The 26,461-nt window shown below is 55.4% G+C and carries 24 protein-coding genes; 22 read left to right on the forward strand and 2 right to left on the reverse strand.

The window, feature by feature from the left end:
• Window positions 1–571: 571 nt before the first annotated feature.
• The 22 genes from DW089_RS07190 to tsaD all read left to right on the forward strand — a co-directional run bounded on the left by DW089_RS07190 (window position 572) and on the right by tsaD (window position 22,924).
• Window positions 572–1,075, forward strand: a complete 504-nt coding sequence (locus DW089_RS07190) for a flavin reductase (protein ID WP_118286989.1) — start codon at window positions 572–574, stop codon at window positions 1,073–1,075.
• Between the two features lie 143 nt (window positions 1,076–1,218).
• Window positions 1,219–2,586 (forward strand): MATE family efflux transporter, encoded by a 1,368-nt coding sequence (locus DW089_RS07195; RefSeq protein ID WP_118286990.1) that lies wholly within the window; start codon window positions 1,219–1,221, stop codon window positions 2,584–2,586.
• Between the two features lie 440 nt (window positions 2,587–3,026).
• The gene (locus DW089_RS07200; protein WP_105326077.1) at window positions 3,027–4,199 is read left to right on the forward strand and encodes an ABC transporter substrate-binding protein; all 1,173 of its coding nucleotides are present in this window, start codon (window positions 3,027–3,029) and stop codon (window positions 4,197–4,199) included.
• Between the two features lie 258 nt (window positions 4,200–4,457).
• A complete protein-coding gene (locus DW089_RS07205; protein WP_118286991.1) occupies window positions 4,458–4,922 on the forward strand; it encodes an NfeD family protein in 465 nt (154 codons plus the stop codon).
• A 1-nt stretch (window position 4,923) separates the two neighbouring features.
• Window positions 4,924–5,922, forward strand: coding sequence for a flotillin-like protein FloA (gene floA, locus DW089_RS07210; protein WP_105326075.1), 999 nt, complete (start codon window positions 4,924–4,926; stop codon window positions 5,920–5,922).
• Between the two features lie 9 nt (window positions 5,923–5,931).
• Entirely contained in the window at window positions 5,932–6,402 is a 471-nt protein-coding gene (locus tag DW089_RS07215; protein ID WP_105326074.1) for a hypothetical protein, read from the forward strand.
• An 81-nt stretch (window positions 6,403–6,483) separates the two neighbouring features.
• Window positions 6,484–8,022: an AbgT family transporter gene (locus tag DW089_RS07220; RefSeq protein ID WP_118286992.1), complete on the forward strand. Its 1,539-nt coding sequence runs from the start codon at window positions 6,484–6,486 to the stop codon at window positions 8,020–8,022.
• Between the two features lie 123 nt (window positions 8,023–8,145).
• The gene (locus tag DW089_RS07225) at window positions 8,146–8,529 is read left to right on the forward strand and encodes a C-GCAxxG-C-C family protein (RefSeq protein ID WP_105326072.1); all 384 of its coding nucleotides are present in this window, start codon (window positions 8,146–8,148) and stop codon (window positions 8,527–8,529) included.
• Window positions 8,530–8,878: 349 nt separating this feature from the next.
• Window positions 8,879–10,258, forward strand: coding sequence for a dipeptidase PepV (pepV, locus tag DW089_RS07230; protein WP_118286993.1), 1,380 nt, complete (start codon window positions 8,879–8,881; stop codon window positions 10,256–10,258).
• A gap of 39 nt (window positions 10,259–10,297) precedes the next feature.
• Window positions 10,298–11,392: a dipeptide epimerase gene (locus tag DW089_RS07235; protein ID WP_118286994.1), complete on the forward strand. Its 1,095-nt coding sequence runs from the start codon at window positions 10,298–10,300 to the stop codon at window positions 11,390–11,392.
• Between the two features lie 27 nt (window positions 11,393–11,419).
• Window positions 11,420–12,601, forward strand: coding sequence for a DUF819 family protein (locus DW089_RS07240; RefSeq protein ID WP_105326069.1), 1,182 nt, complete (start codon window positions 11,420–11,422; stop codon window positions 12,599–12,601).
• 141 nt (window positions 12,602–12,742) lie between these two features.
• On the forward strand, window positions 12,743–13,411 hold the full coding sequence (locus tag DW089_RS07245) for a serine hydrolase (protein WP_199614665.1): 669 nt from the start codon (window positions 12,743–12,745) through the stop codon (window positions 13,409–13,411).
• Between the two features lie 3 nt (window positions 13,412–13,414).
• Window positions 13,415–13,750 carry a DUF3870 domain-containing protein gene (locus DW089_RS07250; RefSeq protein WP_105326067.1) on the forward strand — a complete coding sequence of 112 codons (336 nt, stop codon included), beginning with the start codon at window positions 13,415–13,417 and terminating at the stop codon, window positions 13,748–13,750.
• A 344-nt stretch (window positions 13,751–14,094) separates the two neighbouring features.
• Window positions 14,095–15,999 carry a glutamine synthetase gene (locus DW089_RS07255; RefSeq protein WP_118287024.1) on the forward strand — a complete coding sequence of 635 codons (1,905 nt, stop codon included), beginning with the start codon at window positions 14,095–14,097 and terminating at the stop codon, window positions 15,997–15,999.
• 31 nt (window positions 16,000–16,030) lie between these two features.
• Window positions 16,031–16,615: a 3D domain-containing protein gene (locus tag DW089_RS11775; protein ID WP_105326066.1), complete on the forward strand. Its 585-nt coding sequence runs from the start codon at window positions 16,031–16,033 to the stop codon at window positions 16,613–16,615.
• 112 nt (window positions 16,616–16,727) lie between these two features.
• Window positions 16,728–17,105 (forward strand): PaaI family thioesterase, encoded by a 378-nt coding sequence (locus tag DW089_RS07265; RefSeq protein WP_233547573.1) that lies wholly within the window; start codon window positions 16,728–16,730, stop codon window positions 17,103–17,105.
• A gap of 58 nt (window positions 17,106–17,163) precedes the next feature.
• Window positions 17,164–18,297 (forward strand): acyl-CoA dehydrogenase family protein, encoded by a 1,134-nt coding sequence (locus tag DW089_RS07270; RefSeq protein ID WP_105326064.1) that lies wholly within the window; start codon window positions 17,164–17,166, stop codon window positions 18,295–18,297.
• A 357-nt stretch (window positions 18,298–18,654) separates the two neighbouring features.
• Window positions 18,655–20,217, forward strand: a complete 1,563-nt coding sequence (gene pckA / locus DW089_RS07275) for a phosphoenolpyruvate carboxykinase (ATP) (protein ID WP_118286996.1) — start codon at window positions 18,655–18,657, stop codon at window positions 20,215–20,217.
• Window positions 20,218–20,308: 91 nt separating this feature from the next.
• Window positions 20,309–20,773 (forward strand): tRNA (adenosine(37)-N6)-threonylcarbamoyltransferase complex ATPase subunit type 1 TsaE, encoded by a 465-nt coding sequence (gene tsaE, locus DW089_RS07280; RefSeq protein ID WP_105326062.1) that lies wholly within the window; start codon window positions 20,309–20,311, stop codon window positions 20,771–20,773.
• Window positions 20,767–21,462 carry a tRNA (adenosine(37)-N6)-threonylcarbamoyltransferase complex dimerization subunit type 1 TsaB gene (gene tsaB / locus DW089_RS07285; RefSeq protein ID WP_105326061.1) on the forward strand — a complete coding sequence of 232 codons (696 nt, stop codon included), beginning with the start codon at window positions 20,767–20,769 and terminating at the stop codon, window positions 21,460–21,462. Before tsaE ends, tsaB begins: the two co-directional genes overlap by 7 nt.
• Window positions 21,435–21,893: a ribosomal protein S18-alanine N-acetyltransferase gene (gene rimI, locus DW089_RS07290; protein WP_105326060.1), complete on the forward strand. Its 459-nt coding sequence runs from the start codon at window positions 21,435–21,437 to the stop codon at window positions 21,891–21,893. Before tsaB ends, rimI begins: the two co-directional genes overlap by 28 nt.
• An 8-nt stretch (window positions 21,894–21,901) precedes the next feature.
• Window positions 21,902–22,924, forward strand: coding sequence for a tRNA (adenosine(37)-N6)-threonylcarbamoyltransferase complex transferase subunit TsaD (gene tsaD / locus DW089_RS07295; protein WP_105326059.1), 1,023 nt, complete (start codon window positions 21,902–21,904; stop codon window positions 22,922–22,924).
• A 117-nt stretch (window positions 22,925–23,041) separates the two neighbouring features.
• Here tsaD and DW089_RS07300 read toward each other — a convergent pair whose 3' ends face one another.
• Together DW089_RS07300 and DW089_RS07305 are read right to left on the reverse strand one after the other, a co-directional pair.
• Window positions 23,042–25,318, reverse strand: a complete 2,277-nt coding sequence (locus DW089_RS07300; RefSeq protein ID WP_118286997.1) for an AAA family ATPase — start codon at window positions 25,316–25,318, stop codon at window positions 23,042–23,044.
• Window positions 25,318–26,457, reverse strand: coding sequence for an exonuclease SbcCD subunit D (locus DW089_RS07305; RefSeq protein WP_105326057.1), 1,140 nt, complete (start codon window positions 26,455–26,457; stop codon window positions 25,318–25,320). The genes DW089_RS07300 and DW089_RS07305 overlap by 1 nt, the downstream gene beginning before the upstream one ends.
• Window positions 26,458–26,461 lie beyond the last annotated feature (4 nt).

Raw genomic sequence — 26,461 nt, forward strand, 5'->3', positions numbered from 1 at the left:
TACTATTATATTACAAAATGCAATTATATTGTTTGAATTTTGTACAAAATAATTGTATATTCCGGCTCTCGGGAAGCATGCGTCCGGACAACTGGAAATCACCAGTCCGGAATATCGAGAATCACTTTCCGGCGTTTTGGAAATCACTTTCCGGAATTTTCGAAATCACTTATTAAAAAAAGCGATTCTGATTGCAGGTTGAAAACTTGATAGGGTTCAAATTTCTTTTGAAAATTCTTAGAAACACACAACCGCTTAACCAGAATTGATCCAGCTTGTCCATTTCACGTCAAGGATGCCCAGCACAACGCTTGTCCTTGGCGGGAAATGGACAGGCTGGTAGAATCCGTCAAGCGGGGTGCGCTTCCAAGTTGAATTATGCATAGCAGCGCAGCAAAGTCATAGACTTGATTAAGTGATTTCCATTTTACCGGAATCTGCTTTCCAAATTTCCGGATTCATGATTTCCAACCACCGGATTGGTGATGTATTTTGACCCGGAATATTCAATAATCATGTTTATATGGTTTTGTATGATTTTTAGAAACTGCTGTTTAACCCCATTTTGGATATGTTCCCGGAAAACTGGGCGCTGGTGTCTGTAGGCAATCTGGAAAAGAATAATGGCTGCACCATTGGCTGGGGCAGCTTTGGCACCCTGTGGACCCGTCCAGGGAAAAGCGGCGCCACGGCCACGGTCTACCTGCATCCGGCCCGGTATACCTGCGAGCTGTTAAAAAAGGCCGATACCTTTACCATCAGCTTCTTTCCGCCGGAATACAAGAAGGCCCTGGGCTATATGGGCTCTCACTCTGGCCGCAAGGAAGACAAGGCCGCGGCAGCGGGCCTGACGCCGGTGGAACTTCCGGAAGGGGGGCTCAGCTACAAGGAAGCTAAGATTTCCTTTGTGTGCCATAAGCTTTACCAGCACCAGTTTGCCAAGGAAGACCTGGATCCGGAAATCCAGGAATATTACAAGGCCAACCCGGCGGCGTACCCGGTAAATGCCCAGGGCGAATGGGAACCCCACGTGGTGTTTGTAGGGGAAATCCGGTACGTGGACGAAAAGAAATAAACTGCTTTTTTCAGGCAGGGCTGTTTTGGCAGTCCTGCTTTTTCTATGCGCAAAATGCATGCAAGAAGATATCGGATAGGCATTTAACATACTTTCTCCCAGCCGCTACAATAGGATAAGGGCGCAGTCCGCCCCGGGCCGGCCTGCAAGCCCCAAAATGCAGGAGAAAGGGAGTCTTACCCACGTTATTTTCCAACAAAGCCTTACGAGATCTGATTATCCCCTTATTCCTGGAACAGCTGCTGCTGGCTCTGGTGGGCCTGGCCGACGTATTTGTGGTGGGGTTCGTAGGGGAAGCCGCCGTTTCCGGGGTTTCCCTGGTGAATGCGTTTAATGTTATTTTTATCAATTTGTTTGTGGCCCTGGCTGCCGGCGGCGCCGTGGTCATCAGCCAGTACATTGGGCGGAAGGACCTGCCCAAGGCACGGGCCTCTGCGTCCCAGCTGCTGACCGCCTCTCTCCTGTTTTCGGTGGTCAGCTCCGCCCTGGTGCTGGTGTTCAATCAGCGGCTGATGCTTCTGCTTTTTGGCCGGGTGGAGCCTGCGGTGATGGAGGCCTGCGTGACCTACTTGCGGATTTCTGCCTATTCCTACCCGGCCCTGGCCATTTATAATGCAGGCTCGGCCCTGTACCGGAGCTTGGGGAAAACCCGTCCTTCCATGTATATTTCCATTTTGGCCAACCTGATTAACGTGGTGGGCAACTGTCTGGGCGTCTTCGTATTCCACGCTGGGGTTGCCGGGGTGGCCTGGCCGTCCCTGGTGGCCCGGAGCTTTTCCGCAGTGGTGATGACAGCCCTGTGCTTCTCCCGGGTGAACCCGGTGTGGTACGTGAAAGACTGGATCTTCCGGTTGGACGGTGCCCTGCAGCATACCATCTTGCGGATTGCCATTCCCAACGGGGTGGAAAGTGGCATCTTCCAGCTGGTGAAAGTGGCCCTGTCCAGCGTGGTGGCACTGTTTGGCACCTACCAGATTGCAGCCAACGGCGTGGCCCAAAGCATCTGGTCCGTGGCTTCCCTGGTCTGTGTTGCCATGGGCCCGGTGTACATTACCGTGATTGGCCAGTGCATGGGTGCAGGGGACATTGCCCAAGCCGACTATTACTTCCATAAGCTGACGAAAATCACCCTGTTTTTTGCCATTGGCTGGAATGCCCTGGTCTTTGCCGCCACCCCGGTGCTGCTGAGCTTTTATGCCCTGGAGCCCCAGACCAAGAGCCTGACCCTTCTTCTGGTGCTGATCCACAATATTTTCAGCGCCCTGGTATTCCCCTTTGCCGACCCCTTGGGCAAAGGCCTGCGGGCCTGCGGAGACGTGAACTTTACCATGGCCACGTCCCTGTTTACCACCCTGGGGGTCCGGCTGTGTTTTTCCATCCTTTTTGCCCTGGTGCTTCACCAGGGTGTTCTGGGCATTGCCTATGCCATGTGCCTGGACTGGACCATTCGGGGGCTGATTTTTATCTGGCGGTACAAAAAGGGCAGCTGGGAAACCTGCCGGGTGATTTAGGGCGGGGAATCCAGGGCCTGCTGGGGAAGGCTGTTCCCGTCCGCGGTTTTTGGTGCTTCACAATTTTGTATCGTTTGAAATAAAAAACTCCGGTCAGTTTTTCTGGCCGGAATTTTTCTTTTTCTGCCTCATTTTATTTGTTTAGACTCATGGGAAACAATTTATTGAACTTACAGGGTATCGTTCTACTAAAGAAGTAGATTCAAGCAGGACAAAATAATGGTAAAGTATTTATATAAAGGACAAAAGTACATAAAAAAGCAAATAAAGAACAAAGTATACATAAATACGGTATACAATACGGGTAATATTTAAGAAACTTGTAAAATAAAGTGTTGCAAAATCGGAAACACCTGCTATAATAGGCATTAACTTGTTAGACAGGCTTTCGTTAGCACTGGTCCCTGGCAAGAAATCAAAATGAAGTGAAGGTGTTGGGCATGAAAGGATGGAAAAAAGCAGTGGGTGCACTGGCCATGACCACGGCGCTGGCCACACTGTTTGCAGGCTGCGGCGATAAAAAGCAGGCCGCCAACAGCAACGAAGTGAAAATGGGCGCCCTGTTCGAAATGACGGGCAATGTGGCCAACTACGGCAAATCAGCCTACAACGGCATGACCATGGCCGTGGACGAAATCAATGCCAAAGGCGGCATCAACGGCAAAAAGATTACCATTGTTCAGGCCGATAACAAGTCCGAGCCTTCCGAATCCGGCAACCAGGCCACCAAGCTGATTTCCAAGGATAAGGTGGCCGTCATTGTAGGCCCGGCTACCAGCGGCTGTGTGGCGGCAGCTACCCCGGTGGTGACCAACGCCAAGGTCCCCCTGATTGCGCCTACGGCAACGGCTCCCGGCATTACGGTGGATGAACAAGGCAAGGTTCGTCCCTATATCTTCCGGACTTGCTTCACCGATCCTTTCCAAGGCAAGGTTATGGCAACCTTCGCCCTGAAGAGCCTGAACGTGAAGAATGCAGCCATCTATTTTGATTCTTCCAGCGACTATTCCAAGGGCCTGGTGGACGTGTTCACCAAGACTTTCGAGGCAGGCGGCGGTAAAGTGGTTGCCAAAGAAGCCTTCCTGGCCAAGGACCAGGACTTCAAAGCAGCCCTGACCAAACTGAAGGCTTCCAATCCGGACGTCCTGTACGTGCCGGCCTATTATGAAGAAGTTTCCAAGATTGTGAAACAAGCCCGTGAAGTGGGCCTGACCTGCCCGATTCTGGGCTCCGATGGTTGGGATTCTCCGAAACTGGTAGAAATTGCCGGTGCCGATGCCCTGAACAATACCTACTTCAGCAGTGCCTATTCTGCCCAGGACCAGGATCCTACCATCCAAAAATTCATCAAAGACTACAAGGCCAAATACAATGCCGAACCGGACAGCTTCGCCATCCATGCCTATGACTGCGTACTGGTAGCGGCAGAAGCCATTAAGAGAGCCGGCACCACTGACGGCACCAAGATTGCCGAAGAAATCGCCAAGATGAAGGATTTCCCCATTGCTACAGGCAAATTCACCGTAGATAAGGAACACAATCCCATCACCGGCGGCACCATCATCGAACTGAAGAATGGTGTCCAAACCTTCAGGGAAAAGATTAATCCCTGAATTAAAAAACTGCATACTTCTTTCTATTGTTTGCTAACTAGGGGAAAACGCCAGATTGGGGAAACCTGACCTGGCGTTTTCATGTGGGGCGAGTCTTGGCCCTGCCGTCCTTCTTTTCGTTTTGCTTTCTCCAATGCCCGGAAATTCTGAACAATTTCGCTTTCCTTTATTTGTTTTTCCTTCTACATTGCAACAGGGATATGGTACAATGTATCTAATCTGTTGCCAGGTAGAAAACTGGCAGAAACGGAGGGTGTTATGGCAATCAATTTATTGGTTTTTGGCGCCATCCTCCTGGGCATCGAAGCACTGATTCCCGGCTTCGGGGTCTTTGGAGCCGCAGGGCTGGTGTGCCTTTTGGGGGCCCTGTATTTTTCCCTGGGCGCTGGTACTACCGCTGCCGTAGCGGTGCTGATCGCTTTGGTGCTGCTGCTTTTTGCCGCCTACGTGCTGATCCGGCTGATGCCGGAAAGCTGGCTGGGCCGGCGGCTGACCCTGCGCTGGCGTTCCACCGCAGAACGGGGTTACCAGGGCAGTGAGGAACGGAAAGACCTGCTGGGCAAGGTGGGCATCACCCAAACGGTGCTGCGGCCCGCAGGCAAGGTAATGATTGACGGGGAACCGGTGGACTGCGTTACCGACGGAGAATTTTACGAACCGGGGACCCGTGTGAAAGTGGTGGCCGTTACCGGCGGCCGCACGGTAGTACGAAAGGAGAACTGAGATGCTGGCATTACTAGGTAGTTCCTTTTTTGTGATTGTTTTATTGGTGGTAATTGTCCTGTTCCTGCACTTTGTGCCTTTGGGACTGTGGATCTCTGCTATGGCGGCTGGGGTCAACGTACACATCTTTACCCTGGTGGGGATGCGGCTGCGGCGGGTTATTCCCTCCAAGATTATCCTGCCTCTGGTGAAGGCCAACAAGGCCGGTCTTGACGTGAATGTGGACCAGCTGGAAGCCCATTACCTGGCCGGCGGCGACGTGGACCGGGTGGTGGATGCCCTGATTGCCGCAGAACGGGCTGCCATTCCCCTGACCTTTGAACGGGCCGCAGCCATCGACCTGGCTGGCCGGGACGTGCTGGAAGCCGTACAGATGAGCGTTAACCCCAAGGTGATTGAAACGCCCTTGATTTCTGCCGTAGCCAAAAACGGCATTGAGCTGAAGGTACGGGCCCGGGTTACCGTGCGGGCCAATATTGACCGGCTGGTAGGCGGTGCCGGGGAATCCACCATTATCGCCCGGGTAGGCGAAGGGATTGTTACCACTGTAGGTTCCTCCGAGGAGCATACGGACGTTTTGGAAAATCCGGACCATATTTCCCGGACCGTGCTCAGCAAGGGCCTGGATGCAGGGTCTGCCTTTGAAATTCTCTCTATCGATATCGCCGACGTGGATGTGGGCCGGAACATTGGGGCCCAGCTGATGACCGACCAGGCCGAAGCCGACAAGAATATTGCCCAGGCCAAGGCAGAAGAACGCCGGGCCATGGCTGTGGCCAAAGAGCAGGAAATGCGGGCCTATACCCAGGAAATGCAGGCCAAGGTGGTGGAAGCCCAGGCTCAGGTACCCGAGGCTTTGGCCCAGGCCCTGCGGCAGGGGAATCTGGGAGTGATGGATTATTACCGGCTGAACAACCTGCTGGCCGATACCAAAATGCGGGAAGGCCTGACGGCTGGCTCCCAGGAAGCAGCTCCCAAACCTTCCCAGCCGGTGAAGTAGGAGGCGCCTATGGACAGCGGCCTGATTATTGTGCTGCTCTGGATTGGGTTTCTGATTTTGGGGCAGTGGACCAGGAAACGGCCTCCCAAGAAGCCGGGAAGCGGCGTGCAGCTGCCTAAGCTGCCCAAGCTCAGTTTCCCCAAGGGGCCCCAGCCGGTGAAGCGGCAGCCGGCCCAGCCCGGTACCTTTACCTGTGAAGAAGCTGCGGCCACGGAGCCTTTAGGCCACCGGGTAACACCTACGGTGCAGGAGCAGGTGGAGGACCTAAAGCCCACAATCCAGCCCCTAAAGGAAGACCTGAAGGACGAGATCCGGGACTTAACCCCGGAGGTGCCCCTGGCGGACGCAGCTCCCCAGGCACCCAAACCGCAGAATCCTCTGCTTGCCGGCGGCCTGCGCCAGGGTATGGCCTGGGCGATGGTCCTTGGCAAACCCCGGTCCTTGGAAAGCTGGGATGAGGAGCAAGGAAAGCATTTTTAGGAGCAGTAGTAAAAAACGGTTACACCATAATTTGTAACGCAGCACGGCAGTGCAAATCTACAGGGAAAAGAGGAATGGGGTATGGCAGAAGGAAAAGCGTCACCCAAGACCCCTTGGGTGGACCGGTTTTTGAATGGAGTGGAGCGGGTTTGTGCCAAGCTGCCCCCGCCGGCCATCCTGTTTTGCATTTTGTTTTTGATTACAGCGTTCATTGGCGCAGGTCTTACGGCTTCCGGAGTGGCCCTGGAAAACCCTGCAACCGGGAAGCTGGTCATGTCCCAGAACCTGTTTTCCAAGGACGGGGTAACTTGGCTTTTGACCCATTTGGTCAGCAACTTCTCGGGCTTTGCGCCCCTGGGCCTTGTGATCACCATGACCCTGGCCATTGGCTTTTGTGAGGAATCCGGGCTGCTCATCAGCCTGCTGCGCCGGAGTATGCACAACGTGCCGCCCGGCATTGTGCCCTACCTGGTGGCTTTTGTAGGGGTGATGGGCAACATCGCCTCCGATACGGCCGCAGTGGTGATTCCGCCTCTGGCAGCCCTGGTGTACATCGGGGTGGGGAAGAATCCCCTGGTGGGCATGATTGTGGGCTACGCCGGTTCCAACGCCGGCTTTACCGCCAACCTGCTGATTGCCGGGACGGATTCCCTGCTTCAGGGCATGACCAACCAGGCCATTGAAGCCTTTTTGGGCAACAGCTCCTTTGTGGTGGACGTGACCTGCAACTGGTACTTTATGTTTGTATCCACCTTCCTGGTTTCCTGGGTGTTGGGCTATTTCTCCAAGGTGCTGGTGGAACCCCGCTTTGGCAAGTACGAAGCCAAGGACCTGGAAGGGGTTCAGGAAGTTACCCAGGAAGAAAAACGGGGGATGCGCAACGCCGGCCTGGTGACCCTGGCCTATTGTGCCCTTATTGCGGCCGGCTTTTTCAGCGGCGTACTGTCCAAGAACGGTTCCCTGGTGGGTTCCCTGCTGCTGAAGGGCATGATTCCCATTCTCTTTGGGCTCATGAGCCTGGCGGGGATTGCCTACGGCATTACGGTAGGGAAATTCAAGGATGTCCGCAGCATCAATAACGCCATGGTCAAACAGATGGCAGCTATGGGTTCCTACGTGGTGTTCTGCTTCTTCTGCGGCCAGTTCCAGGGGTTGTTCAACTGGACCCATCTGGGTACCCTGCTGGCCATTTCCGGGGCGGATTTTCTGAAAAGCGCTGGCTTTACGGGCATTCCCCTGTGCGTGACCTTTGTGCTGGTGTGCGCCTTCGTTAATATTTTCATGTCCTCGGGCTCTGCCAAATGGGCCATTTTTGCTCCCATTTTTGTGCCCATGTTCATGCTGCTGGGCTACCATCCGGCCTTTGCCCAGCTGCTGTACCGGCTGGGGGACTCCCCGGGCAACAGCTTCACCCCCATGATGCCCTATCTGTGGATGATGCTCAGCGTGGCCCAGGAAAAATACGATCCCAACGTAACCGTGGGGACCTTTATTTCCAACCTGATTCCCTTGGCCGTGATTCTGCAGTTCATCTGGATCCTCTTTATGATTGCCTGGATGGCCCTGGGCGTTCCCATTGGGCCGGGCGTAGGCACGGCGCTGCCCCCTGGCATTCTGTAAGACTTGTGTTAACCAACAAAAGCGTATTTGCGGCAGGACGGGGAACTTTTCTCCGTCCTGCTTGTGCTTTAGGGGCAAAGCGTCTATAATGATAGGCACCATATAGAGGGGAGTCTTACCACAATGAAAACCAGTAAAAAAGCCGAAATGGCTGTCAATTACAAACATACTGCCAACAACTGTGCCCAAGCCGTTCTCCTGGCCTTCCAGGATGAAATCGGCAAGTCCGCTGAAGAACTGAAAGCCCTGGGTTCCGGGTTCGGTTCCGGCATGGGCGGCTTGGAAGCTACCTGCGGCGCTTTGGTAGGCGCAGGTATTGTTATGGGCCTGCTGAACCATACGGACAAGCCCACCAAATTCATCATGAAGGACGTAGTAGATGAATTTAAGGCTGAAACCGGTGCCACTGCCTGCTGTGACCTGAAAGGCGTAGGCACGGGCAAAGTCCTGTGTCCCTGCGATGACTGCATCCGGGCTGCCGTAGTGGCTATCGAAGAACGCCTGTAAGCGCCTGCACAACTGTATCGCAAGAAAAGAAGCCCCGTTCTGCACTCCGTTGGGAGAAGGTAGGCGGGGCTTTTTGGCTGCAAGTGTTCAATCGATACACAATAATCCTTGTTTGAGAGCGCTGTAGGGAAAAATGTAACGAAAATGGAAAAGTGCGTTGACAGAGCAAGAAACAGGAGAGTAAACTAATACTATAGTATAGAACCGTTGCTGTTTCTTGGTGTGTGGGCTATGGCCAATAGCGCAGGAAGCATCTGGAGACCCAGCAGGAAATGGAGGGGAAACCCGTATTTTTTGCTGGGCTTTTTTCATGCAGCAGCGAGTTTCACAGTGAAGGGGAGACCGCACAATGGAATTGGCAGAACTGGTAGACAAAAACAAAGAGGAAATGGTGGAAACGCTGTCCAAGGCAGTACAGATCAACAGCGTGCAAGGTGAGGCCGCTCCCGGCAAACCTTTTGGGGAAGGCCCCGCCAAGGCCCTGGAATTTATGCTGGGCGAAGCGGAAAAAATGGGCTTCAAGACCCAAAACGTGGACAACTATATGGGCTGGTGCGAATACGGCACCGGCAAGGAAATGGTAGCGGTGCTGGGCCATTTGGACGTGGTACCCGCCGGTGACGGCTGGGACGAAGATCCCTTCAGCGGCCGGGTGGCTGACGGCAATGTGTACGGCCGGGGCGCCCTGGACGACAAAGGCCCCACCACTTCCGCCCTGTATGCCCTGAAGGCCCTGAAGGAAAGCGGTCTGCCCCTGAAGCGCCGGATCCGTATCCTCTTTGGCACCAACGAAGAAACTGGCAGCCAGGATATGGTCCATTACCTGGAAAAAGGCGGGGAAGTGCCTGTCTGCGGCTTTACGCCTGATGGGGAATACCCGGTCATCAACGGGGAAAAAGGCATCATCAACGTGGAATACCAGGTAGGCTATCAGCAGTACGGTCCCCTGAAACTGGTGAAAATTCACGGGGGTTCTGCCTATAACGTAGTGCCGGCCCTGGCTGTGGCCGAGCTGTCCTGCACCCCGGAACTGGGCAAACAAGTCATTGAAAGCTTTGGCCACCTGGATCCCAAGGTGACCTATGAATTAAAAGAACCGGGCCTGGTTATCACCGCCCAGGGCGTACAGGCCCACGGCGCCTCTCCGGAAAAGGGCGAAAACGCCATTGGCCGGCTGCTGCTGTCCCTGTCCCGGCTGCCCCTGATTGGGGAACTGCACCAGGTGATGAACTTCCTGGGCGAAAAGATTGGCCTGGAGGTTCACGGGGTTTCCCTGGGCATCGACCTGCGGGACAATGCCTCCGGCCGGCTGTCCTTTAACCTGGGTGTCATTGATGGGGACGACAAGGGCCTGACGGTGAAAATCAACTACCGCTACCCGGTAACCCATACCTACGCCGAATGCGCTCCCCAGCTGGACAATAAATTCCGGAAGAACGGCTTCACCAAAGTTTCGGAATTCCACAAGCAGGCCCTGTACGTGGATCCCAAAACCGACTACATCCAGACCATGCTGGGCGTGTACGGGGAAATGACCGATTTTGAACCCAAGACCATCTGCATTGGCGGGGGCACCTACGCCAAATCCATCCCCCACATTGTAGCCTTTGGTCCTATTTTCCCAGGGGACACCGTGCGGGAACATCTGCCCAACGAATGCTGGGAAATCGACAAATTGGTGCTGAACGCCAAGTTTTACGCGGAAACCCTGTATCGGCTGGCCAAATAAAAAACAGCAAGCAAGTTCTGCAAAAGGGGGCTGAGAAACATGAAAATCACCAAAGTACGGCTGGGCCGTATTTCTGTACCGCTGCGGGTGCCCTTTAAAACTGCCCTGCGGCAAGTAAACAGCGTGGAAGATATCATCGTGGAAATCCACACCGATACCGGCGAGGTAGGCTACGGGGAAGCGCCTCCCACAGGAGCCATTACCGGGGATACCACCGGGGCCATTATCGGCGCTTTCCAGGACCACATCATTAAGACCCTGGTGGGCCGGGACGTGGAGGATTTCGAGAATCTCACCCGGGATGTGCAGAAGTGCATTGTGAAAAACAGCAGCGCCAAAGCGGCTGCGGACATTGCTCTGTGGGACCTGTACGGCAAGAGATACGGAATCCCCGTGTACCGGATGCTGGGGGCCAGCCGCAACCAGATTATCACCGACCTGACCATCAGCGTGAATTCCCCGGAAGAAATGGCCCGGGACGCAGTCAACGCTGTGGAGCGGGGCTACGATACCCTGAAGGTAAAAGTGGGCATCGACCCGTCCCTGGACGTGGAGCGGCTTTCCGCCATCCGGGCAGCGGTGGGGGACAAACCCCGGATCCGCATTGACGCCAACCAGGCCTGGTCCCCCAAGCAGGCAGTGAAACTGCTGAACCAGATGCAGGAACGGGGCCTGGACATTGAGCTGGTGGAACAGCCGGTAAAGGCCCACGACCTGGAAGGCTTGAAGTACGTCACCGACCGTTCCTACGTGCCTGTCCTGGCTGACGAAAGCGTCTTCTCCGTGGAAGATGCCCTGAAAATCGTCCAGCTCCAGGCGGCGGACCTGATTAACATCAAACTGATGAAATGCGGCGGGCTCACCAATGCCCTAAAGATTGCCACCCTGGCAGAGGTCAGCGGGGTGGAGTGCATGATCGGCTGTATGCTGGAAGCCAAGGTCAGCGTCAACGCAGCCGTGCATCTGGCCTGCGCCCGGCAGATTATCACCAAGGTGGACCTGGACGGGCCGGTGCTGTGCTCTGAGGACCCGGTGCTGGGCGGCGCCGTATTTAACGAAAAAGAAATTACCGTGGCTGATGAACCGGGTCTGGGCATCCGGGGCATTGAAGGTATCCAGTATCTGGACGACTAATAGGGGTGTGAAAAAGGGGGAATTTGTATGGTAATCACCAGTGGTTTTACGTATATTGCCTTTCTGATGTTTCTGGCCGGCGCCTTGCTGGCCCTGGAAAAATATTCCAAGTGGAAGATTTTCTCCATTGTTCCTCCCCTGGTCTGGATCTACGTGCTGAACATGATCTTCTGCACCATGGGCCTGTACAATTCCAAGGGCGTTTCTGAAGCCTACAAAGCGCTGAAGAACAACCTGCTGTACGCCATGATCTTTGTTATGCTGCTGCGCTGCGACTTCCGGAAGCTGGCCAAACTGGGCGGCCGGATGGTAGCCATCTTCCTGGGCTGCTCGGTGACCCTGTTTGTGGGTTTTATTGTAGGCTATCCGATTTTTAAAGGCTTCCTGGGCAATGATACCTGGGGTGCGGTAGCGGCCCTGTACGCTTCCTGGGTGGGCGGTTCCGCCAATATGGCGGCCATGCAGGCAGCCCTGCCGGTGGACGCCGGCGCCTACAGCTGCGCCCTGGCCCTGGATACCGTGTGCTATTCCGTGTGGATTGCCCTGCTGCTCCTGGGGGTGCGCTATGCCAATCGCTGGAACGCCGCCACCCAGGCGGACACCTCCAAGCTCCAGGCTGTGGCCGATGCTGCCGCTGCCGAAGTCGCCAAGGAAAAGAAGAAGGCCACCTCTGCCGACTGGATTTTCCTGATTGGCGTGTCCCTGCTGGTTTCTGCTCTTTCCCAAACCGTGGGCGCCAACCTGAACACCCTTTTAAAGAGTGTGGGCCTTGCCATGTTTGATAAAGGCACCATGACCACCCTGTTTGTGACGGTGTTGGGCCTGATCTGCGCCATGACCCCGCTGGGCAAGGTGCCCGCCGTGGAAGAACTGTCCAGCGTGTACCTGTACGCCGTGGTTTCCCTTTTGGCTTCCACCGCTTCGGTGCTGGACCTGCTGGCCGCTCCCATGTGGGTGGTGTACGGCTTCTTTATCCTGGTGGTTCACGTGGTGCTGATGTTTGGCCTGTCCAAGCTCTTCCATTGGGATCTGTGCATGGTTTCCACCGCTTCCCTGGCCAATATCGGCGGGGCAGCGTCTGCTCCCATTGTGGCTTCTGCCTATGATGCTTCCTATGCAGGCATCGGCGTGCTTATGGGCATTTTGGGGGCCGCCATCGGGAACTTTGCCGGTCTGTTCTGCGGTTATGTTTTAAAAATGATGTCCTAAGGAGGAAGGAAACTTGAACCAGCAAACCAAGTGGCAGGCTTCTTTGGAAGCCCTGTGCCAAAACAGCAGCGGTCAGGTTACCCTTAGCTTCTACGACGAAAAATTGCGGCACGGCTTCTCTGTTGGGGAAGCTGTGCCGTTTTGTCTGCCAGTACCATTAAGCTGCTGGTATTGGCAGAAGTTTTTCGTCAGGCGGAAGAAGGCAGCCTGTCTCTGGCGGAAGGGGTGACCCTGACTGCCGAAAAACGCACCGGCGGGGACGGTATCCTGAAGGAACTCCTGTCCGGCCATACCTTTACCCTGAAAGAGCTCTGTACCCTGATGATCATCGTTAGCGACAACGAGGCGGCAAACCTGCTCCTTGACCGGGTGGGCATGGACAAGGTGAACCAGCTGGGAGAGGACCTGGGGCTCACCGCCACCCACCTGGGCCGGAAAATGATGGACAGCGCAGCCCGGGACGCCGGCCGGGATAACTGGACCTGCGCCGACGACCTGGTGCTTCTTCTCCGGGGCATCTACGAAGGCACTCTGGTAAGTCCCCACGCAAGCAAAACCATGCTGGAAATGCTCAAGCGGCAGCAGCAGGGGGACCGGCTCCAGCGGTACCTGCCGGAAGACGTGCCCCTGGCCCACAAATGCGGGGACCTCAAGGGCGTGGAAAATGACTGCGGCATTTTTCTCCTGCCGGACCATCCCTATATTCTGGCCGTCCTGACCCAGCAGCAACCGGACAGCCTGACGGGCAAGCGGACCCTGGGCACCCTTGGCAAACTGGTCTATGACCACATTACGGAAGGGGAGGCCTAGACCATGGCAGAAAAACCGGCGCCAAAGCAGCGCACCCTGTACTTTACCGGGGAAGCCCGGACCACCTCGGACAACGCCATTACCCGGATCTACGGGACCTTCTACCTGGCCTTTGAGGTAGCGGCCGGTACCGGGGAAATCCTGGATGTGGACTGCAACGCCACCCTGGAGCTGACCCGGAAATTCGTGAAAAACATATTTATGCACCATTTTCTGGAAAAAGATGCAGCCTTCCTGGAGGCAGAAATACAGGACCGGTACTACGGTTCTTCCAGCAGGGCCATCCTGGCCGCCTACCGGGATGCCCTGGCCCATTACCGCCAGGCCCAGGGAAAGTGAAGAGCTGACGGCGGAAGACGGGAATAGTTAGCCATGGGAAACCATGTATTGTTCGGAAAATTCATTTTTTAGAAGGACAAATGACTCTGAAACACCGACAAATTCAGGAAATAGACAAGAATTTACGAACATAGAGAAAATAAGAAAGAAAAAAGTTCGAAAAAATTGCTTTTCCTACTAGCTTAATGAAAAGCGGTGTGCTATAATAAGCCATGTAATTCAGAAGTACTTAAAAGAAAATAACAAAGGACGGGACCACCCGTTCAACCCGCTCAAATGAATCTGAGCATGCTAGCCAATGGGCCAAAGAGGGAAAGGGGAAATCAAACATGTATAAAACCAACATGTATCAAGACGACCTGCTTTATGTGATTAAACCCAGTGAATTGACACCGGAAACTTTGCGTATTCTGCTGAATAATCATCCTGAAATCAAATTCGTATCTTTCATGGGCATTGACTTTGCCGGCAACGATACGGATGAAAAGGTGCCTATTTCCCTGCTGCTGGATGATATGGAAACCATGCTGTACAGCCATACGGCCCAAACCGACGGTTCTTCCGTAGTACTGCCCGGCGTTGCTTCCCTGAACGATGCCCGTGTAGATATGGTTGCTGACCTGTCCGTAAACTGGTTCGTTGACTACAATATTGAACACGTGGATGCTGAAACCGGCAAACTGGTGGGCACCCTGCGTGTACCTTGCTTCCTGCTGCACAACGGTGAATTCGTGGATTCCCGTTACCTGCTGAAAAAATCCCTGGAATACGTTTCCAGCGAAATCCACAAAGCCATGCTGGCTGCCGGCACGGTTCCTGGTCTGGCCTTTGATCCCAAGGACGTAGAAAAGGTAACCTTTACCAGCGCTACCGAATTGGAATTCTGGGTCAAGACTCCTACCGAAGACGTGGACAAAACTGCCCTGTCTTCCTCCCAGATCATGCAGGAACAATACTGGGCCCGTACCCGCGGCAACGTGCGTACCGCTTTGGAACAAGCCGTTGAAGTGCTGGGCTACTATGGCCTGGAACCGGAAATGGGCCACAAAGAAGTGGGCGGCGTAAGAGGTCAACTGGATGCCAACGGCAACATGACCCACGTTAACGAACAGCTGGAAATCGACTGGAAATTCTCCACCGGCCTGCAATGCGCCGATAACGAAATTCTGGTACGTACCCTGGTTAAGGAAATCTTCCGTGCTAACGGCCTGGAAGTATCCTTCCTGGCCAAACCCATTGTGGGCGTTGCCGGCAGCGGCGAACACACCCACGTTGGTTTCGGCGCCATCCTGAAGGACGGCAAATTCGTGAATATCATGAGCCCCTCCGATATGAAGGCTGACTTCCTGTCCGCCATCGGCTTTGGCGCCCTGATGGGTCTTTTGAAGAACTACGAAGTGCTGAACCCCATCGTTTCCTGCACCACCGATGCTTTCAAACGACTGAGACCTGGCTTTGAAGCTCCTATCTGCATCGTAACCTCCATCGGCAAGGCTCCGGATGTTCCTTCCCGTAACAGAACCATCCTGGCCGGCCTGATCCGGGATATCGACAATCCCAAGGCTACCCGTGTGGAAATGCGTGCTCCCAACCCCTTCACCAACACCTACCTGGCCCTGGCTGGCTTCTACCTGGCTGCCCTGGACGGCATCAAGGCTGCCCTGGCTTCCGGCAAGTCCACCAAGGAACTGGAAAAGGAACTGTCCAAGACTGCTGGGGAAGAAGGCTTCTACCTGGAAAAAGACAGAGCCTATCGTTCTGAAGACGATGTGTTCGAAGACTTTACCCCGGAAGAACGGGATCAATACTTTGGCAAACCGCCTGCAACCGTTTGGGAAAACATGAAAGCCTTTGATGCTTATCCGGAAAAGGTAGCCGTGCTGACCCAAGGCGATATTCTGAAACCGCTGTATCTGAAATCCTTCGAGGAAGGCGCTTTGATCAGATGGAAGACCGAACTGCTGACCCACATCATTCCGGATTACAGAAACAGAATTGCCAGCATGAAACCCCTGCACGAAACCACCGAAGGCAGCACTGCCTGGGATGACGGTATGTGGCAGAGAGTCCAGGAACTGCGGGTTATCATTGCCAAGAACACCGATACCAACGTATCCATGTTCACCCAATTGTCCAAAGCCCTGACCGAAGGCGACTATGACAAGGCTTCCGATTTGCAGCTGGCTATGGACAAGAAAATGGAAGAATTGGAAAAACTGTATAAGGATTACGCAGAAAACATTCTGTAAGTTAGACTGCTAGAAAAGGAGGCTGCCAAGCGTGCACCATAAGACCACAGGTCTCCTGCTGACGCTCCTGCTTCTCCTCAGTCTGTCCCTGACTGCTCAGGCCGCTGCCGTTCCACCGGTGGCGGTCTTGGGTGCTAAGGGCCGCAAAGTGGAAGAAGTACAAGCTATGTTGTCCAAGCTGGATATATACCAGGGCGAGATAGATGGAGAGTTTGGGACCGATACAATGAATGCCGTTAAGACCTTCCAACGCAAACACAAAAAACAGCAGACAGGAGCTGTTACTTGGTCCGTCTACAATTTGATGAGTAAGGAAAGCGGCCTGAGTTTTGGCCACTACCGAAAACTTTGGACCATGGAAACTACGGGCTATAGTCCCACTGACCCGGGCGTAACGGGTGTGACCTATACCGGCATTCCCATGCAAAAAGGCGTTATTGCTGTAGATCCCTTGATTATTCCTCTAGGTACCCGGATGTATGTGATGGGGTACGGGGAAGGGATTGCCGCCGATATCGGCAGCGCCATCAAGGGCAACAAAATAGATTTGGCATTTTCCAACCGCGGACAGGCGCTTCAATGGGGCCGTCGGCGGGTACACGTGTATATACTGTAAATTGATTTTTTGAAACAAAATTATTGAAAATTCAGAGATAGGAGTGAAGAAATTGTTAACTGCTGCAGAAATCCCAGGTTGGATGGAAAAGAAATTTAACGAAAATGCATTTATGAAATTGGCAGATGTGAAACTGGAAAAAGTGGAATGCGGCCGCTGCGAGCTGAGCATGGCGGTGGACCCGGCCAAGCACGGGAACCGGTATGGCGTGGTCCATGGTGGAGCCCTCTTTACCCTGGCGGATACGGCCATGGGGGCAGTGGGCTACAGCATTGGGGACAAGGTAGTTACCCTTTCTTCCTCCATCAACTTTATCAGCAACACCTCTGCCAAGGAAAAAATTATTGCCAAGGCACATCTGGAACATAAAGGCCGTTCCACCCTGGTTTGCCGGGTTGAAATCTTCGACCCCGAGGGCAAAAAAATGGTGGATGTAACGGGCACCATGTTTGTGGTGGGGCATTTTGACGAAATACCCAATCAGTGGTAAAATAATGAAGATTAACAACTAAAATACTAGGCTACGCCATAAAACAGGAGGCTCTCTTATGGATTTCGCGTTAAACGAAGAGCAATTAGAATTAAAGTCCATAGTCAAAGACTTCGTTGATAAGGAAATTGTTCCTTATACGGAAGAAATGGATCGGGAAAACCACGCTAGACCGGAAATTTTCAAAATCGCCGGTGATATGGGACTGCTGAACTTGGTAGTCCCGGAAGAATACGGCGGCCCGGGACTGGACAGCATTACCATTGCCATGATTTATGAAGAACTGGGCAAGGGCTGCGCCGGTGTGGCTACTTCCATTGCTGCCAATGCTCTGGCCTCTTATCCCATTTTGATTGCTGGCAATGAAGAACAGAAAAAATACCAATGCGACCTGCTGAACGCAGGCAAGCTGGCTGCTTTTGCCCTGACCGAACCGGGTGCCGGTTCCGATGCAGGCGCAGTAGCCACCAAAGCCGTTAAAGACGGGGACCACTATGTCCTGAACGGCCAAAAGGTGTTCATCACCAACGGCGGCATTGCCGACAGCTACCTGGTGTTCGCCAATACCCGGAAATCCGGCGGTATCCGCGGACTGACCTGCTTTATCGTTCCCAAAGGCACTCCGGGCTTCAGCGTAGGCCGCAAAGAAGATAAAATGGGCATTCGTCCCTCCAACACCTGCGAATTGATTCTGGAAGACGTTATCGTTCCTGAATCCATGCGGGTAGGCCGGGAAGGCCAAGGCTTTTGCATTGCCATGGAAACCCTGGATTCCGCCCGTCCTTTCGTAGCCTCCGTTGCTGTAGGTCTGGCCCAGTCCTGCCTGGATCTGGCTGCCCACTACGCACGGGAAAGAAGACAGTTTGGCCAGCCCATCGCTTCCTTCCAAATGGTACAGGCAATGATTGCCGATATGGCCATGAAGGTAGAAACTGCCCGTCTGATGGTGCAGAAAGCCTGCTGGATGCGTGACCAGGGCGTGGAATTTGGCAAGGAAGCTGCCATGAGCAAATGCTTTGCCTCCGATGTGGCCATGGAAGTGGCTACCGATGCCCTGCAGGTTATGGGTGGTTACGGCTACATGAAAGACTATCCCATGGAAAAGAAAATGCGTGATGCCAAGATTCTGCAAATCTACGAAGGCACCAACCAAATCCAACGGATGGTTATTGCCAACAAGATTTTGTACTAAATATAATGTATCCCGTTTTGACGGCTGCCGCCCGCTGGAGTGGGTTGGAATGGCGTCAGAAATGGAAAAGTAAAAATTATAATTGATGGCTGCTTTTCCGTTAAAAAATGGGCAAGGCCTGTCTGCGTGCAGGTCCTGACCTGGTATTTATGGCTGAATAAGGCTGTGAAACGAACTTCACAGCCTTATTTTATTGAATAGGTAGGAATTGGAAATATAATTATTACCTATGAAATAGTAGATAAATTGTCTTCAGTTGGCTTATTGTCAGATAACGGAAAATGTCATATAATTTACGGTATACAAAATATGCGGACTTTGGCGGTCCCATGGGGAAATAGGAGAGGTTAACGAAAAATGATCAGTACGGGATTGTTAGCGGAAGCAAAAGAAGTAGTCAGAGATTTAAGCGTGCGTGAGCTCATTGAAGAAGCCATTCGCAACGGAGAAGGTACTTTTTCTGATACGGGCGCGCTGCGGGTAACTACCGGTACCCATACCGGCCGTTCTCCCAAGGACAAGTTCATTGTGGACACACCTCTGACCCATGATGTGGTCAGCTGGACCAACAACCAGCCCTGCAGCCAGGAAACCTTTGACCGGATTTACGCCAAGTGCGAAGCCTATATCAAGACCCACCGGGTATACGTGAACAACGTGAAGGCCGGTGCCGATCCCAAGTATCAGATTCGGGTAAAGTTCATCAACCAGATGGCTTGGCAGAGTGTATTCGTGAACCAGCTGTTCATTAAATCCAATGAACCCAGCACTGTTCAGGAAGACTTTACCGTCATCTCCCTGCCGGATGTGGAAGCAGAACCGGCACTGGACCACACCAACTCTGAAACCTTCATTATTCTGAACTTCGACAAGAAAGTGGTGCTCATCGGCGGCGGCCGTTATGCCGGCGAACTGAAGAAATCCATTTTCTCTGTAATGAATTACCTGCTGCCCCTGCAGAACATTCTTACCATGCACTGCTCCTGCAATGAGGGCCCCAAGGGCGACGTAGCCCTGTTCTTTGGCCTGTCCGGCACCGGGAAAACCACCCTGTCCGCAGACCCCAAACGTTCCCTGATTGGTGACGATGAACACGGCTGGGGAGATAACGGGGTATTCAACATCGAAGGCGGCTGCTATGCCAAGTGCATCGACCTGACCGAAGACAGCCAGCCGGAGATTTTCCATGCCGTGCGTTTCGGCGCCGTGATGGAAAACGTGGTGGTGGATCCCAAGACCGGGGCTCCTGACTTCTCCGACCGGACCATTACGGAAAACACCCGGGTAGCCTATCCCCTGAACTATATTCCCAACGCCAAGCTGCCCAGCATGGCCACCCATCCCAAGAACATCATCCTGCTGACGGCTGATGCCTTCGGGGTACTGCCTCCCATCTCCAAGCTCACCAAGGAGCAGGCCATGTACCACTACCTGACGGGCTATACCAGCAAGGTTGCCGGTACCGAACGGGGCATTACGGAACCCCAGGCCACGTTCTCCACGGCCTTTGGCGCACCGTTCCTGCCCCTGCCTCCGCTGACCTATGCCAAGCTCCTGGGGGAACGGATTGCCAAGCATGAGACCAACGTATACCTGGTGAACACCGGCTGGACCGGCGGCCCCTACGGGGTTGGCAGCCGGATGAAACTGGCCTACACCCGGGCCATGATCCACGCAGCCCTGGACGGTGAACTGGGCAAGGAAGGCTGGACCACCATGCCGTTATTCAACGTGGCTGTGCCCAAGTCCTGCCCCAACGTGCCGGACGAAGTGCTGGATCCCCGGTCCACCTGGGAAGACAAGGAAGCCTACGATCAGACCTGTGCCAAACTGGCCGGCCTGTTCCAGGAAAACTTCAAGAAATTTGCTGGTGAGGTAACGGAAGACATTGCTTCCGCTGGTCCTACTCTGGATAAATAAGACGACGCAAGGGGCTGTGCACTGCAGCCCCTTTTCTTGTATTTACGGGAACCTGCGCTAGGCGCAGCCCGTGCTGAAGGAGGGAAAAATCATGGTAACCCTGTATTGCCCGGATGAGGCGGCAACCGCAGCCCTGGGCACCCATTTGGGCAGCCTGCTGACGGACGGTGACGTGGTACTCCTCAATGGAGACCTGGGAGCCGGCAAGACCTGTCTGGTGATTGCAGCCGCCAAAGCCCTGGGGGTGGATCCGGCCGAAGTGACCTCTCCCACTTTTTCCCTGATGAACATCTATAAGGGAAAGAACCTGTCCGTAAAACATTTCGATTTGTACCGGATCAACCGGGAGGAAGAATTGGAAGACATCGGCTTTTCCGAATACGCCGGTTACGATGGGGTGACCTTCATCGAATGGGCCGAGCTGTTCCCGGAAGAGATGCCCCCGGAAAATCTGGAAATCCAGCTGCTCCGGAAGGACAACGGACGGGAAGCCCGGCTGATTCCCCATGGGGAACATTACGAAGCTTTGGCAAGAAAGGTTGAAGAATTGTGCTGACATTAGGAATTGATACCTCCACCCGGGTCTGCTCCGTGGCGGTGGCAAAAGACGATAAAATTCTGGGAGCAGTGGACATCAACGTGGGGCTCACCCATTCGGAGGGTCTGGTACCCCAGCTGGAGCAGCTGCTCACCCTGGCCCAGGTGACCAAAGAGGAACTGGAGCTCATTGCCGTAAGCCGGGGTCCCGGTTCCTTTACGGGCCTGCGCATTGGCATGGCTACGGCGGAAGCCCTGGCCTACAGTTTGAACCTGCCCCTGGTGGCCGTTGATACCCTGCAGGTGATTGCCTATAATCTGCCGGTGGAAGGGGTCCTTCTGGCGCCGGTACTGGACGCCCAAAAGGGGAATGTGTACCTGGGGCGGTACCAGTGGCAGGAGGGTAAAATGGTGGAAGTGGAACCGGTGCAGATTGTGCCGGGCAAGGAAGTGGGTGCGCTTCTCAATGCCCAGGAACTGCCGGCCATTCTTATGGGAGAAACCCAGCGGGTTCCCCTTTTGGACAATTGCCCCTTTGTTTCCCTGGCCCCCAGCAGTGCCCGGCTGCCCAGAGGGTCCTCGGTGGCCATTCTGGGTGCAGCCCAGTACGTGCCCGGAGAACTCCACAGCTATTTTGGCATGGATCCCTTTTATATCCGGCGCTCGGAGGCGGAAGAATTATGGGAAAAACGACATCCCAAGGCGTAAGAGCCCTGACGGAACAGGACCTGGACTGGCTGCTGCCCGTGGACGCAGGCTCCTTTCCGGAAGCCTGGAGCCGGGAGACCTGGCTGGACGAGCTGAACGGCCGCCTGAGCCACTACCTGCTGCTCCTTGATGAAACAGGCAGCCCGGTGGCCTACGGAGGCTTTTGGCTGGTGGCCGGAGAGGCCCAGATTATGCGCCTGGCGGTGGACACGGGACGCCGGGGAGAGGGCTGGGGCAATGCCTTGGTAGGCGCAATGCTGGACCGGGCCCGGGAGCTCTTGGCCACGGAAGTAACCCTGGAAGTCCGGGAGCACAACCTGCCTGCCCGCAAGACCTATGCGCACTGGGGCTTTAGCGAAAACGGCCGGAGAGCCGGTTATTATACGGATAGTGGGGAAGACGCCATCTTGATGACGTGCACCCTGGCATAGAGGAGATTATGGAAGAAAAAGCGATTACCATTTTAGGCATAGAAAGCAGCTGCGACGAAACGGCTGCCTCCGTGGTCCAAAACGGACGCACGGTATTATCCAATGTGGTTTCCACCCAAATCCCCGTCCATCGGAAATTTGGCGGGGTGGTGCCGGAAATCGCATCCCGAAAACATATTGAACACGTAATGCCCGTGATTGATAAGGCCCTAAGCGACGCCCACCTGACCCTAAAGGACGTGGACGCCATTGCCGTCACCTACGGGCCGGGGCTGGTGGGAGCCCTTCTGGTAGGGCTTTCTGCCGCCAAGGGACTGGCCCTGGGCACCGGCAAGCCCCTCATCGGGGTGAACCATCTGGAAGGCCACGTTTTCGCCAACTTTTTGGCGGACCCGGACCTGAAGCCGCCCTTTTTGGCCCTGGTGGTCAGCGGTGGCCACACCTCCCTTTTGGTAGTGGAAGACGAAATGACTTTCCGGCTGCTGGGCCAAACCCGGGACGATGCGGCAGGGGAAGCCTTCGACAAAATTGCCCGGTTCATGGGGCTGCCCTATCCCGGCGGCCCGGAAATCGAGAAACTGGCCCAGGGCGGGGACCCTAAGGCCATTGATTTCCCCCGGCCTCTGCTGCCCAATACCTTTGACTTTAGCTTCAGCGGCCTGAAATCCGCTGTCATCAACCACATCCATAGCGAGGAGCAGCGGGGCAGCGACTGGAGCAAGGCCGACGTGGCCGCTTCCTTCCAGCAGGCCATTGTGGACGTATTGGTCCAAAAGAGCCAGCAGGCCCTCAAGAGCACCGGCCTCAAAAAGATTGTCCTGGCCGGCGGCGTATCCGCCAATAAGCACCTCCAGGAAGCCCTGGCAGCGGGTGCCAAGGCCGTGGGCGCCGAACTGGTGCATCCCACGCCCATTCTCTGCACGGACAACGCCGTCATGGTAGCCGTGCGCGGGTACTATCAGTACAAGCATCACGACTTTGCGGCTTTGAACCTGAATGCCGACCCTTCCCTGAAGCTGGGGGAGAAATAAACCTAAAAAAGCAAATGGAGCAGTACAAAAGTGCATGGCATTTTTGTACTGCTCCGTTTTTTATAAGAATTAAGCAAAAGCGTCCTGGAGTTATCCAGCCAGGGCGCTTTTCTGCGCCTAGCTCACGTGGAATTCTGTCCGGCTGCCCTGGCCCGTGGGAATGATTTCCAGCTGGGCGCTGATCCGTTCCTTCAGCTCTGCCACGTGGGAGATAATGCCCACCAGCCGGCCTCCCTTCTGGAGTTCCAACAGGGAGGTGATGGCCCCGTCCAGGGTTTCCGGGTCCAGGGAACCAAAGCCCTCGTCCACCAAAATGGTGTCCAGGTGCAGGCCCCCGGCGTAGGCTTCCAGCACATCGGACAGCCCCAGGGCCAGGGAAAGAGAGGTGAAGAAAATCTCGCCCCCGGACAGGGTGGTTACCGCCCGGGCCTGGCCGGTGAAGGCGTCCATAATTTCCAGCCCCAGCCCCTGTTCCTTCCGGGCGTCCACAATCTCCTGGCTCCGGTACAGGGTGTACCGGCCCTGGCTGATTTTGGACAGCCGCAGGTTGGCCGTTTCCAGCACATCGTCCAGCACTGCCTGAAGCACAAAGGAGGAGAAGGTCAGCTTCCGGGCGTTGTTGCCCCGGGCAGCCTGGGCCAGATGGCCGATGGGCCGGTAGGCCTCGTGAATCTTTTTCCCTTCCTCCCGGGTCTTTTCCAGGGCAGCCAGGGTTTGCCGCTCCCGCTTGAGACTGGCCTGAAGGGCGCCTGCCTGGGTGGCTGCGCTGTTCCAGGCCTGCCGGGCCTGGTGCACGGCTTCCTCCAGGGGCGGCAGCTCCGGCAGGGTCTTGCCCTCAAGCTGTTTTTCCAGACTTTCCCGTTCTCCTTCCAGCCGGGCCTTCTGCTCCCGGTACCGGTCCAGCTGGGCCTGCCAGTCCGCCTTGTGTTCCAGCTGGCTGTGGGCGGCCAAAAAGGCGTGCTGGTCGGCAAAGGAGGAGGCCTCCAGGGCGGCGCGGAACGCTTCCCGTTCTGCCTCGAACAGTTTTTCCGCCTCCTGGGCGTGCTGCTGGGAAGCCTTGCAGGAGCCTTCCGCCTGGTTTACCTGGGCCTGGGCCCGGTCCAGTTCCCGCTGGAGCCGGTCCAGCTCCTTCAGCCGGTTCTCCATGGCCTGGATTTTGGCTTGCAGGGCCTGCCGGTCCTTTTGGGTTTCGTTGGCCGGACTGGGGTGTTCCAGCGCCCCGCACACCGGGCAGGGCTTTCCGTCCACCAGCTGCTGGGCCAGCCGCACCGTTTCCCCGGAGACCACTGCCATCCGGGTCATTTCCTCCCGGCACTGGTTGGCCTGTTCCTGGAGAGCGTCCTTGTTGGTCTGGTTGGCCTTGGCAAGGCAGGCGGTCAGCTCTTTTTGGGCCGCCGTCCAGTTGGCCTGGGCTTGGTCCGCATTGTAGTCTGCCTTTTTCTTTTCCTGGGTGGCCTTCAGGGCATTTTCGTAGAAGGGGTGGAGCTTTTGGGCCTCATCTAACAGCACCAGTTTCTGCCGGAGCTCCGCAAGGGCCGGTTCCTGGGCCGTCAGCTGTTTTTGCTGCTGTTTGCATTGGTCCAGGCGTTTGAACAAATGGCTGGTCTGCTGGGCATTCTGGAAAGCCTCCTGGGCCTTTTGGTAGGCTTCCTGGGAACTTTTGCGCTGGGCTTCCAGAGCCTTTTCCTGGGCTTCCTCCTGGACCAGCTGCTCCTTCAGAGCCTCGGGACTTTCCGCCCCGGCTGCCTCCAAAAGCGCCTTGTAATGCTGGACGGCCTGCTGGTACTTCTGCTCCAGGGCCTTGGCCTTGGCATCCAGCCGGTCTTCAATCTGGCTGTACTGTTCGGTCTTGAACAGGGTTTCCAGAATCTTTTTCCGTTCCTTGGAATCTGCTACCAGAAAGCGGCGGAATTCCCCCTGGGGCAGCACCATCAGCTGGCGGAACTGCCGGGCCTGAAAGCCCAAAATGCCCTCAATGGCCTGGGTTACCGCATTGTTGGTCTTGCCCAGGATGTTCCGTTCCCCGTCCGGCCGGATTTCCACCAGCGACGCTCCTGCTGGCACCGTCCGGGTGCCTTCTCCCCGCTGCTTGGTCAGTTCCTGCTCCGGGGTACGGGTGACCTCGTACACCTTGTCCTGGTTGCTGAAGGTGAACAGCACCTCCGTCTTGTGGTCCGGGGTGGCGTAGTCGCTGCGCAGGGAGCGGTTGTCCCGCAGGTCCCCGCTGGGGGTGCCGTACAGGGCAAAGGTAATGGCGTCCAAAATCGTAGTCTTTCCGCTGCCGGTGGGACCGGTAATCAGGAAAAAGCGTTTGTCCCCCAATTTCGTAAAATCGATGACTTCCTTTTGGGCGTAGGGACCAAAAGCGGTCATTTCCAATTGCAATGGGCGCATCAGGCGTTCCTCCCTTCTGCTGCCAGTTCATTGAGCACCTGGTGCAGCAGCTCTTTTTCCTGGTCCGTCAGGTCGGTGCCCTCCGTTTCCCGGAAAAAGGCCCCAAACAGGTCCTCGGTGGTAAGCCCTTTCCGCTGCCGGGTTTCCTGGGCTTCTTCCCGGGGCTGGAGCCGTTCGTAGCCCAGCTGGAGAATGTTGGGGTACACCGTTTCCAGCCGGTGCTTGGCGTCCAAAATGGGTGCCTGATCCGTCAGCACCACCTGCAGGTAGTCCTGGGCCGCTTCCAACCGGGGATTTTCCAATAGGTCCTGGAATTCCCCCTTTAGCACCGCCAGCTCGTGGGGAGCCGTGAGATATACGGTTTCCACCTCCACCGCGCCGTCTTCCTTCAGATCCACAATTTGCAGGCCTTTTTTCTGGGAAGCTTCCGCAAAGGAATATTTCAGCAGGGAGCCGGAGTACCGGACGTTGTAGCTGTTAGCCTGGGCTGCGTGGAGATGGCCCAGGGCCGTGTAGGCAAAGTCCTTGAAGCAGTCAATGGACACCGTGGTGGCGCCGCCGGCTGCCAGGGGCCGCTCGCTGTCCGGGGTGGTCTGGGCTCCCGTGAGAAACACGTGGGCGAGGGCCACTTTCCGGGCACCCGCAGGAATCTGCGCCAGCATCTGGGCCACCTGCCATTTCAGCGCCTCCTCATGGGTATGCTGCTTTTCCCCGCTGAGCTCCGTGGCCGTCAGAGGTTCGCAGTAGGGCAGGGGACAGATATACACGTCCCCAAAGGCGTCCTGGAGCACCAGGGGTTTGGCGTCCCGGGTAACCTGGCCGTACACGTACAGCCCGGAAGACGCAAAAAGAGCCTGACCGAAGTTCAGCCGGTCAGGGTTATCGTGGTTGCCGGAAATCAGCACCACAGGAATTTTTAATTGCAGGACCATTTGCTGCAGGGTTTCGTCCAGCAAATTGACGGCCTCCGTGGGAGGCACGGACCGGTCGTAAATGTCGCCGGCAATGAGAATCAGGTCCACACGGTACTCCCGGGCGGCGGCCATGACCTGCTCTAGGGCCAGGGCCTGGTCGTCCAGAAGATGCAGTCCGTGAAAAATCCGTCCCAAATGCCAGTCCGAAGTGTGTAAAATACGCATGGCA

The sequence above is a fragment of the Acidaminococcus sp. AM05-11 genome (assembly GCF_003472805.1).
Classification (GTDB): domain Bacteria; phylum Bacillota; class Negativicutes; order Acidaminococcales; family Acidaminococcaceae; genus Acidaminococcus; species Acidaminococcus hominis.